Raw genomic sequence first — 10,480 nt, 5'->3', positions numbered from 1 at the left:
GGATGCGGTGTTGGTCGAGAAAGACATCACCGAGCGCGGGGATGATTACTGAGGTGTCGAGGGTGCCTTCGCGAGCAAGCCCGCTCCCACAGGTTCTTTACTTCACACAATCGCTGATTTTCATCTCGCCACCCGCCTCGGGTGGCGTTCCGCCAGGGCCCGGCGGCCTATCGTAACCCTCAGTCCAAAGGCGTAACTCGCGCCTTGCGTCAGCGCCTGTTCCATGCGAGCCGGCCTGTGAACATTGAGGAGTCTTGCGTGCATATCGCCCGAACCGTTTTCCGCGACGATCATGAGATGTTCCGCACCACCGCCCGTCGCTTCTTCGAACGCGAATGCCTGCCGCGTCAGGCCGCCTGGGATGCAGCCGGCCAGGTAGACCGCGAGACTTGGCTCAAGGCCGGTCGCGAGGGTTTGCTTGGCATCACCCTGCCCCTGGAATACGGCGGTGGTGGCGGCGACTTCGGCCACTGTGCCGTGTTCAACGAAGAGTTCGCCCGCTCCGGCGTGAGCGGCCCCTATTTCGGCATGCACTCCGACGTGATCGCCCCGTACATCAATCGCTGTGGCAATGACCAACAGAAACAGCAATGGCTGCCGGGTATTTGCTCCGGCGAGATCATCCTGGCCATCGCCATGACCGAACCCGGCACTGGCAGTGACCTCAAGGCCGTGCGCACCAGCGCAGTACGCGACGGCGACGAGTACGTGATCAACGGCAGCAAAACCTTCATCAGCAACGGCCTGACCGCCGACCTGATCATCGTGGTCTGCAAAACCGACCCGAGCGCCGGCGCCAAAGGCATCAGCCTGATCGCCGTGGAAGCCAACCGCGCCGGTTTCAAGCGCGGGCGCAAACTGGACAAGGTCGGCCAGCATGCACAGGACACCGCCGAGTTGTTCTTCGACAACGTTCGCGTACCGGTCGGCAACCGTCTCGGCGAAGAAGGCCTGGGTTTCACCTACCTGATGGGCGAACTGCCGCAAGAACGCTTTTCCATAGCCGTGTCCGCCGCCGCCAAACTGGAACGCTTGCTGGAACACACCCTCGACTACGTGAAGGACCGCCGCGCGTTCAACCAGACCGTGTGGGATTTCCAGAACAGCAAATTCAAGCTCGCCGACATCAAGGCCCAGGCCACGGCCATGCGGGTAATGGTCGACTACTACCTCGGCGAACACATGCGTCGTCGCTTGACCCTCGAAGAAGCAGCCATCGCCAAGCTGTTTACCACCGAAACCCTGTGGAAATGCATCGACGACATGGTCCAGTTGCATGGAGGTTACGGCTACATGATGGAGTACCCGATTGCCCGCGCCTTCGTCGACATGCGCGTCAACCGCATCTACGGCGGCACCAGTGAAGTCATGCGCGAATTGATCGCACGCAAGCTCTGAAAACCCAACAACAAAAAAAGGAACAACACGATGAGCCAAAAGGTATTCGTTGCTGGTGTCGGCATGATCCAGTTCAAGAAACCGGGGACCAACGAGCCCTACGACGTCATGGGTGAACAGGCGATTCGCCACGCCCTGGCCGACGCGGGCTTGAATTTCAGCGACATTCAGCAGGCCTATGCCGGGTATGTGTACGGCGACTCCACCTGCGGGCAGAAAGCTTTGTACCGCGTGGGCATGACCGGCATTCCACTGATCAACGTCAATAACAACTGCGCCACCGGCTCCAGCGCCCTGTTCCTGGCGCGCCAGGCAGTGCAAAGCGGTGTGGTCGATTGCGCCATGGCGTTTGGCTTCGAACAAATGAACCCCGGCGCCCTGAAATCCGCCTGGAGCGACCGCGCGCCGGCTACGGAACGCGCCCTTACGTTGGCCAATGAATTGATCGGCATGCCTGACCTGCCGAACGCGATCCGCCAGTTCGGCGGCGCCGGTCACGCGCACATGCAAAAGTACGGCACCCAACTGGAAACCTTCGCCAAGATCCGCGCGAAGGCCAGCCGCCACGCCGCGAACAACCCGCTGGCCGTGTTCCGCAACGTGGTCAGCACCGAAGAAGTGATGGCCGCGCCAATGCTGTGGGAAGGCGTGATGACCCGGTTGATGGCCTGCCCGCCAACCTGTGGCGCCGCCGCCACCATCGTCGTGTCAGAAGCGTTCGCGAAAAAACATGGCTTGCGCACCGACGTGCTGATCGCCGGCCAGGCGCTGACCACCGACCTGCCAAGTACCTATGACGCCAAAGACATGATCCGCGTGGTCGGTTTCGACATGACCCGCATGGCCGCCGACATCGCCTACAACCAGGCCGGCATCGGCCCGAGCGACATCGACGTCATCGAGTTGCACGACTGCTTCGCGCAAAACGAGCTGCTGACCTACGAAGGGCTGGGGCTGTGCGCCGAAGGCGCCGCCGAGCAACTGGTCAACGACGGCGACAACACCTACGGCGGCAAATGGGTTACCAACCCGTCCGGTGGCTTGCTTTCCAAGGGCCACCCGCTGGGCGCCACCGGTCTGGCGCAGTGCTTTGAACTGACTCACCAATTGCGCGGCACCGCCGAGCAGCGTCAGGTGCAGAGCGCACGCATCGCCGTTCAGCACAACCTCGGTCTGGGCGGTGCCTGTGTGGTGACCGTGTTCCAGAAGAACTGACGCGCCCGACCTGCAAAGGAGCCATCCAGATGATCGACAAGAAACACATCGGCCGGCAGTTGCCGACGTTCCTCGCCACCGCCGAAGCCGGGCAACTGCGTTTTTTCGCCAAGGCCATCGGTGAAACCAATCCGATCTACTTCAACGAACAAGCAGCGCGCGACGCCGGCTATCCCGGCCTGCCGCTGCCGCCGACGTTCCTGTTTTCGCTGGAGTTCCAGATCCCGTCCAACGCCTGGCGCGATGAACTGGGCATTGTCACCGCGCGCATCCTGCACGGCGAAGAGTCGTTCCGTTACCACCGCATGGCCTATGCCGGCGACACGTTGCGCTTCGATGTGCGCATCGCTGACATCTACGACAAGAAAGGTGGCGCACTGGAATTCGTGGTGCGTGAAACCCGAGTGACTAATCAGCACGGTGAGCACGTTGCAGATTTGCGCAGCGTGCTCGTGCAGCGCAACGGCTGAACCGGAGAACACAGATGAACGCCATAAGCCTGGAAAAAATCAACATCGGCGACACCTTGCCGCCGCTGGCCTTGCCACCGATCAACCGCACTACGCTGGCGTTGTTCGCCGGTGCGTCGGGTGATCACAACGCGATTCACATCGACACCGATTACGCACGCAAGGCCGGCATGGCCGATGTGTTCGCCCACGGCATGTTGTCGATGGCCTACCTCGGCCGCCTGCTGACGCAATGGGTTGATCAGCGCCAGTTGCGCGAGTTCGGCGTGCGCTTCCTCGGCATCACCCACCTGGGCCATCAGATCACGTGCAGCGGCACCGTCGTTGATCGCTTTGAAGTCGATGGCGAACAACGGATCAAGCTCGAAGTGCGCACCACCAATCAATACGGCGAGACCAAGATTGTCGGTGACGCCGTGATCGCTCTGTAAACAAACCCAATAATTGAGGAGCAACACCCCATGGCAAAACTCGACGGTAAAGTCGCACTGGTCACCGGCTCCGGTCGCGGTATCGGTCAGCAGATCGCCCTGAAGCTGGCGAGCGAAGGCGCGCGCATCGTGATCAACGACCTGGACGCCGATCCGGCCCACGAGACGGCGGAAATGATTCGCAAGCTGGGCGGTGAGGCCGCGGTCTGCCACGGCAACGTGAGTGCCCCGGACTTCGGCGACCGCTACATCAAGACCGCGATGGATAACTTTGGCGGCATTGACATCATCGTCAACAACGCCGGTTACACCTGGGACGACGTGATCCAGAAGATGAGCGACGAGCAGTGGTACGCGATTCTCGACTGCCACATGACCGCGCCCTTCCGCATCCTGCGTGCGGCCTATCCGATCATCAAGGCTCAGGCACTGAAAGACGCCGCTGAAGAGCGCGAAGTGTTCCGCAAAGTCGTGAACATCTCGTCGGTGTCGGCGCTCAACGGCAACGCCGGGCAGATGAACTATTCCTCGGCCAAGGCCGGTGTGATCGGCATGACCCGTGCGCTCGCCCGCGAATGGGGCCGCTTCAAGGTCAACGTCAACGCCGTGGCGTTCGGTTTCATCGAAACCCGTATGACCAAGGCGGACGCCCATGCCGGTGCCACCGTGAACATTGAAGGCCGTGACATCCGTGTCGGCATCAGCCCGGAAGCAGCCAAGTCCTTCGCTCAACGCAACCCACTGGGTCGCCCGGGCACCGTGCAGGAAGCGGCCGACGCGGTGTACCTGTTCTGCTCGCCCGAGTCGAACTACATCACCGCGCAAACCATCGCCGTCGCCGGCAATCTGCAATAAGTACCGGGGCGAGGCAGCTTGCTGCCTCGCCCCAGCCTGGCTTGATGACCGCAGGATCACCCCATGAACATGACTGAAATCAATATCCGCCTGGCCGCCATCAAACTGATCTCGCGTAACGGCTATGAGTCGATGAGCCTGCGCCAACTCGCGGCCGAAGCCGGCATTAATGCCTCAACGCTGTACATTTATTACAAGGGTAAAAGCGAACTGCTGCTGGAACTGATTCTGGATTACCTCCAGGGCCTGAGCCGGGAGTGGGCGCGCTGCCGCCCCAGAACCAGCACTGCCGACGTCAAGTTGCGTGCCTTTATTGCCTGCCATGTGCGTTATCACCTGGAGCATCAGGATGAAGCGATGCTTGGCAACCTGGAGTTCAGAAGCCTCGGCGCCGAGGATTTGCAGCAAGTACGTCAGGCCCGGCGTCAGTACCTCAAAGCCCTGCAAGAGCTGCTTGAACAAGGCGTCAAGGAAGGCTCGCTCAGTTGCGCCGAACCCAAACTGATGGCGCGCACCCTGTTCAACATGCTGACCCACGCCTGTGTCTGGTATCAGGCTGATGGCCGCTGGGGTATCGATGACGTGATACGTCACTACTCGGACCTGGTGCTGAAAATGCTCGGTGCCGAATCGCTTGTGCCGCCTCCTGTCTCAGTGCCGCGCACCGTGATCAATCGCCGCTCAGTGCCGCTGGAGGTGCGCCCATGAGCGATCTCATGCAACCGTTTTCGATGGCCGACAAAACGGTGTTGGTGGCCGATGCCGCTACCCGCCTGGGCGCGCACTTCGCCCGTTTGATCAGCCTCGCCGGTGCCCGCGTGGCCCTTGGCGCACAGCACCCTTCGCAACTGGAACAGCTGGCGGCGGACCTGCGCTGGGAAGGTGGCGAAGTGTTGATCGTCGCGCTCGACAGCGCCCGCCGGCCAAGTATCGAAGCCGCACTGGAACGCGTGCAGGCGCAATTCGGTAGCGTGGATGTGTTGATCAATAACAGCGCCGAACATGAACACATTGCCCTCAATAATCACATCGTCCACTGCACCAGCCTCCATATGATTAGGGCCGAACGCGGTGGCAGCATCGTCAACATTGATCCACCGCCGCGCCCGATCAGCGCGCCGAACCCGTGCCTGCGCCCCAACAGCAGCCTGATTCGCATGAGCCGCGCCATGGCCCAGTCGCTGACGCCGCACCGCATTCGCGTCAACGTTATCGCCCCCGGACCCAACAAAGGCCCGGACGCAGGCCTTCAGGAACTCAATGGTCCGCTGCTGTTACTGGCCAGCGGCGCGGGTGCCAGCGTGACCGGCGCCGTATTGCATGTCGATGGCCATGAACGCGTCAGCCGCGCCACCTGATACGGGTGGCGTGCTCTTGTTGACGACGCTCGAACATGGTCGTTGGTCGCTCGTCGCGACGCCCGTCAACAAGGAGCCAGTCAGATGACTCGCATAACAAAGTGGCTGCCGAAACTTGCCCTGGTGGCGGCTTCGGTCCTGGCGATTTCGGCAACAGCCGGGGCCGCTGAAAAACCCAACATTCTGGTGATTTTCGGTGATGACATCGGCCAGACCAACATCAGCGCCTACTCCATGGGTGTGGTCGGCTACAAGACACCGAACATCGACCGCATTGCCCACGAAGGCATGCTGTTCACCGACTATTACGCCGAGAACAGCTGCACCGCTGGCCGTTCATCGTTCATCACCGGCCAGTCGCCGCTGCGCACCGGCCTGAGCAAAGTCGGGGTGCCGGGGGCACCAATCGGCCTGCAAAAACGTGATATCACCCTTGCCCAGGCCCTGAAATCCGAAGGCTATGCCACCGGCCAATTCGGCAAGAATCACCTCGGCGACAAAGATGAATTCCTGCCGACCAACCATGGTTTCGATGAGTTTTTCGGCAACCTTTATCACCTTAACGCCGAAGAAGAACCCGAACGCGCCTACTGGCCCAAGGATGACCCGGACTTCGTCAAGTCCCGGACCCCGCGCGGCGTGATTCACAGCTACGCCGACGGCAAGATCGAAGACACCGGCGCCCTGACCGCCAAACGCATGGAAACTATCGACGACGAAACCACGGCTGCCGCCCAATCGTTCATCGAGAAACAGGTCAAGGCCGACAAACCGTTTTTCGTCTGGATGAACACCACCCGCATGCACCTGTTCACTCACGTGCGCGACTCGATGAAAGGCCAGAGCGGCATGCCCGGCAACGAGTACGCCGACGGCATGCTTGAGCACGATGGCGACGTCGGCAAATTGCTGAAAACCCTCGACGACCTGAAAATCGCCGACAACACCATCGTCGTCTACACCACCGACAACGGCCCGAACCAGTTCTCCTGGCCGGACGCGGCGACCACGCCGTTCCGCAACGAGAAAAACTCCAACTGGGAAGGGGCTTACCGGGTACCGGCAATTGTGCGCTGGCCGGGCAAGATCAAGGCCGGCGAAGTGTCCAACGAGATGTTCTCGGGCATGGACTGGTTCCCGACCCTGATGGCCGCTGCGGGTGACAGCGGTGTGAAAGACAAGCTGCTCAAAGGCTGGTCACCGACCACCGGAGGCGCCAATTTCAAAGTGCACCTGGACGGCTACAACCAGCTGCCATACCTGACCGGTCAACAGCCCAAAGGCGAGCGCAAGGAGTTTTACTACTTCAACGATGACGGTGTGCTGGTGTCGATGCGTTACGACAACTGGAAAATCGTCTTCGCCGAGCAGCGCGAACCCGGAGGTTTCACCGTGTGGAGCAGCCCGTTTGTGACACTGCGCGTACCGAAGCTGTTCAACTTGCGAATGGACCCGTACGAGCGCGCCGATGTGGTGTCTGACCAGTATTACGACTGGACGGTGAAGAACTCTTACTTGCTGGCGGCCGGAGTGGCCAAGGCGGCGCGGTTCCTCCAGACCTTCATCGAGTACCCGCCGAGCCAGAAGCCGGCGAGTTTCAGCATTGATCAGATCCGCGCAGCGGTCGACGCGAAAATCGAAGAAAAAGCCAAGGCTCAAACCAAGCCATAAGCCGTGTCCGCCCCTCGTTGTCCAGGGGCGGCTCCGTCTTTCAAGACGCAGCATCTCCCCGGTAATACGTCGCATGCCTGGCGAGCCAGCGTTTGCCGATGTCGAGATCCTCTTTGCGCCGGGCAAGGATCCAGTCCGAGGTGCGCGGCACGCCCAGCTTATCCTGACCCATGGCTTGCCCGACCAGCACATTGCCTTGGGGCAACACCAGAAAGCTGAATACCCCCGTCGAATGCGACCCTTCCCTGAGCGACTTCCAGGTGCCGTACAGGTAGTGATCGTCGTACAGATCACACGCCCCCTGCCACAGGTAACCGCCGACATTGTCCGAGTTGCGCAGGCGCAGCTTGCCTTGGTCGATATCAATCGCCACCGTTTCAGTCACCCACTGATTGGGGTCATCGGCGTCCTGCCAGGTGGACGCCCAGGCGCCGAGCAGGTCGTTGCGACGCGAGTATTGTTGGGTGGTCTGGTATTCGGGCCACTTCGCCGAAAGCCAGGCGCCGATGACGGCGCAGGCCACGCCCAGAATGGTGGGGAACCAGTAAGTGTCAAAGGCGCTCATTTTTGTCGAGACCTGGCGTGTTGTGCAGATTGAGAGCTTAGCTCACGCCACGACTTTCAAGCCTGCCTCACCAGTCATAACTCAGCGTCGCAATGACGTTGCGGCGGTTGCCGTACAACACCGAATCCTCGTAGAACCCCGGCTCGAAGTAGTGCTTGTCGAACAGGTTGTTGGCGGTCACCGAGAGCTGGGTGCCCGTGAGACCGGCCTTGCCCAGGTCATAACGCAAGGTCGCGTCGGTCAAGGTGTACTGCGGGGTTTTCACGGTGTTTTGAATGTTGTACGAGGAACCGATATAGCGCTGGCCCACGCCCATTCCGACGCCATCGAACGCGCCACTGTCGACGGTGTAATCCAGCCAGACACTGGCGGTATTGCGTGGAATCGCGCGCGGGGTGTTGCCTTTGAACGTGGTGTCCTCGGTGATTTCGGCGTCGGTGTAGGCGTAGGACGCCAGCATGTTCCAGTTACGGCTGAGGCTGGCTTTGCCCTCGATTTCAAATCCACGGGATCGGACCTCGCCACTTTGTACCGAGAATCCGCTGTTGACCGGGTCGGCGGTGGTGACGTTTTTCTGAGTCAAGTCAAATGCCGAAACGGTAACGGAGGCGTCGTAACCCGGCGGTTGGTATTTGACCCCGACTTCGTATTGCTCGCCCTCGGTAGGCTTGAACATGCCACCGGAGATATCGGTATCGGGGTTGGGCTGGAACGAGGTGCTGTAACTGGCGTACGGCGTGATGCCGTTATCGAACAGGTACGCCAGGCCGATTCGCCCGGTGAACTTGTGATCGCGCTGTTCGGTGTCGACGTTTTCGGTGCCGAAGTACAGGCCCTGCTCGCGATCCTTGGCCCAGTCTTCGCGGCCACCGATGGTCAATGCCCAGCGGTCCAGTTTGATCTGGTCCTGAATGTACACGCCGACTTGCTGCATCTTGCTATTGGTGTCGCGTTGCAACGGGTCGTACCAGATCGCGGCGCCGCCATACACCGGGTTGTACAAGTCGAGCATCTCGAACTCAGGGTCCGGGTCACCGTTGCGGCGGGTTTCCTCGGCCTTGTAATGCGAATAATCGACCCCGGTCAGCAAGGTGTGTTGCAACGGCCCGGTGTTGAAAGTGCCCTGAATGTTGTTGTCGACCAAAAAGGTGTTGCTGCTTTTGGGCCGCAACTGCAAACCGACGTCCTGGGTGCGGCCGTCCTCGTTCAGGACCACGTCCGGACCGCTGGCGAGGAAACCGACGTTGGAGTGCATGTAGCGCAGGTTCTGCTGGAACTTCCAGCCGTTGTCGAACAAGTGCTCGTAGATCGAACCGACGGAAGTGGTTTCGACGTGGTAATAGCTGCCTTTCCAGCCCAGGTACGTGTCCGAGGCGATATGGCCATAGGGGCTGGTCAGCACGGTGCCGATGGCCGGGAAGCTTTGCTCCGAGCCGCCGGTCTTGCTCTTGTTGTAACTGGTGAGCAGGGTCAGGGTGTTGGCGTCATCGGGTTTCCAGGTCAGCGATGGCGCGACGTAGGTGCGGTCGTCGGGGGAATGGTCGACTTGCGTGCCGCTGTCGCGTTGCAACATCACCACCCGGCCAAACAAGGTGCCTTCGCTGTCTAGCTGGTCGCCCAGGTCGAGGCCAATCTGCCGCCGGTCAAAACTGCCGCCCTGCACTTCGATGTGATGGATCGGTGTTTCCTGCGGGCGTTTGCTGGTCATGTTGACCACCCCGCCCGGCGCCATTTGCCCGAACAGCACCGACGCCGGACCTTTGACCACGTCGATGCGCTCCAGGCCGAACGTCTCGAAACTGGTGTCGTACTGGTTGAAACCGGTGCGCAAACCATCCTGATAAATACCGAACAGGTTAAACGCCCGGAAGCCGCGCATGAAAATGTCCGGAGCGCCCTGCCCGCCGGCGTAATCCAGCACTCGAATGCCCGGCGTATACGCCACCGCCGAGTTGAAATCCTGCACGCCGCGCTGGTCCATTTCGTCGCGGGTGATCACTGAAATGGTCTGCGGGATTTCGTTGATCGGCGTGTCGGTCTTGGTCCCGACCGTGGTCCGCGTGGCGACGTAGCCCTGCACCGGACCGGTGCCGGTCTGTTCACTCGGGCGAAGGGCCTGGACCTGGGTCGGCTCCAGTTCTACAGACGCCCCTTGCGGAATCGCCTCCAGCACATACACGCCATCGCCTTGGGATGTCGCGCGCAAGCCACTGCCGGCCAACAGCCGCACAAAACCGCTTTGCAACGGGTAATCGCCTTCCAGACCGGCGCTTTTGCGCCCTTGCACCAATGCCGGATCAATCGCCAGATTGACGCCCGCCGTGGCGGCGAAGCTGGACAGCACTTGCCCCAGCGAACCGGGGGCAATCGAATAATGCTCAACATCGGCGGCGAATAACGTCGGGCTGGCGGACACGCTGAGCGCCAGAACGGCAACGTGCAAGGCACACGCCAGCGACGATGGACGAGGGGAAAAGGACATGCAGACTCCGTATCGATAAGACCTGTTTGCAGAGA

General features: G+C 60.8%; 10 protein-coding genes. 8 read left to right on the top strand and 2 right to left on the bottom strand.

Annotated features, from left to right (window positions below; translation table 11 throughout):
- The first annotated feature begins 297 nt into the window (after window positions 1-297).
- The 8 genes from ACQKP4_RS19900 to ACQKP4_RS19865 all read left to right on the top strand — a co-directional run bounded on the left by ACQKP4_RS19900 (window position 298) and on the right by ACQKP4_RS19865 (window position 7,398).
- A complete protein-coding gene (locus tag ACQKP4_RS19900) occupies window positions 298-1,398 on the top strand; it encodes an acyl-CoA dehydrogenase family protein (protein WP_427635340.1) in 1,101 nt (366 codons plus the stop codon).
- Window positions 1,399-1,428: 30 nt separating this feature from the next.
- Window positions 1,429-2,613: a lipid-transfer protein gene (locus ACQKP4_RS19895; protein WP_427635336.1), complete on the top strand. Its 1,185-nt coding sequence runs from the start codon at window positions 1,429-1,431 to the stop codon at window positions 2,611-2,613.
- A 29-nt stretch (window positions 2,614-2,642) separates the two neighbouring features.
- Window positions 2,643-3,083 (top strand): MaoC family dehydratase N-terminal domain-containing protein, encoded by a 441-nt coding sequence (locus ACQKP4_RS19890; protein WP_427635335.1) that lies wholly within the window; start codon window positions 2,643-2,645, stop codon window positions 3,081-3,083.
- A gap of 14 nt (window positions 3,084-3,097) precedes the next feature.
- On the top strand, window positions 3,098-3,514 hold the full coding sequence (locus ACQKP4_RS19885; RefSeq protein ID WP_427635334.1) for a MaoC family dehydratase: 417 nt from the start codon (window positions 3,098-3,100) through the stop codon (window positions 3,512-3,514).
- A gap of 30 nt (window positions 3,515-3,544) precedes the next feature.
- Window positions 3,545-4,369, top strand: coding sequence for an SDR family NAD(P)-dependent oxidoreductase (locus tag ACQKP4_RS19880; protein WP_427635333.1), 825 nt, complete (start codon window positions 3,545-3,547; stop codon window positions 4,367-4,369).
- 63 nt (window positions 4,370-4,432) lie between these two features.
- Window positions 4,433-5,077, top strand: a complete 645-nt coding sequence (locus tag ACQKP4_RS19875; protein ID WP_427635332.1) for a TetR/AcrR family transcriptional regulator — start codon at window positions 4,433-4,435, stop codon at window positions 5,075-5,077.
- Complete coding sequence (locus tag ACQKP4_RS19870; protein ID WP_427635331.1) at window positions 5,074-5,727, top strand: SDR family NAD(P)-dependent oxidoreductase; 654 nt, start codon at window positions 5,074-5,076, stop codon at window positions 5,725-5,727. Before ACQKP4_RS19875 ends, ACQKP4_RS19870 begins: the two co-directional genes overlap by 4 nt.
- Before the next feature lie 84 nt (window positions 5,728-5,811).
- A complete protein-coding gene (locus tag ACQKP4_RS19865; protein WP_427635330.1) occupies window positions 5,812-7,398 on the top strand; it encodes an arylsulfatase in 1,587 nt (528 codons plus the stop codon).
- A gap of 40 nt (window positions 7,399-7,438) precedes the next feature.
- On the opposite strand, the gene ACQKP4_RS19860 is transcribed toward ACQKP4_RS19865, so the two are convergent.
- Together ACQKP4_RS19860 and ACQKP4_RS19855 are read right to left on the bottom strand one after the other, a co-directional pair.
- Window positions 7,439-7,963, bottom strand: a complete 525-nt coding sequence (locus tag ACQKP4_RS19860) for a hypothetical protein (RefSeq protein ID WP_427635329.1) — start codon at window positions 7,961-7,963, stop codon at window positions 7,439-7,441.
- A 67-nt stretch (window positions 7,964-8,030) separates the two neighbouring features.
- The gene (locus tag ACQKP4_RS19855) at window positions 8,031-10,445 is read right to left on the bottom strand and encodes a TonB-dependent siderophore receptor (RefSeq protein ID WP_427635328.1); all 2,415 of its coding nucleotides are present in this window, start codon (window positions 10,443-10,445) and stop codon (window positions 8,031-8,033) included.
- Between the last annotated feature and the right edge of the window lie 35 nt (window positions 10,446-10,480).

Source organism: Pseudomonas sp. NPDC086278, assembly GCF_050280905.1.
GTDB lineage: Bacteria > Pseudomonadota > Gammaproteobacteria > Pseudomonadales > Pseudomonadaceae > Aquipseudomonas.
Note: the sequence above shows the minus strand (reverse complement) of the source record. Positions and strands in the feature narration are given on the sequence as shown.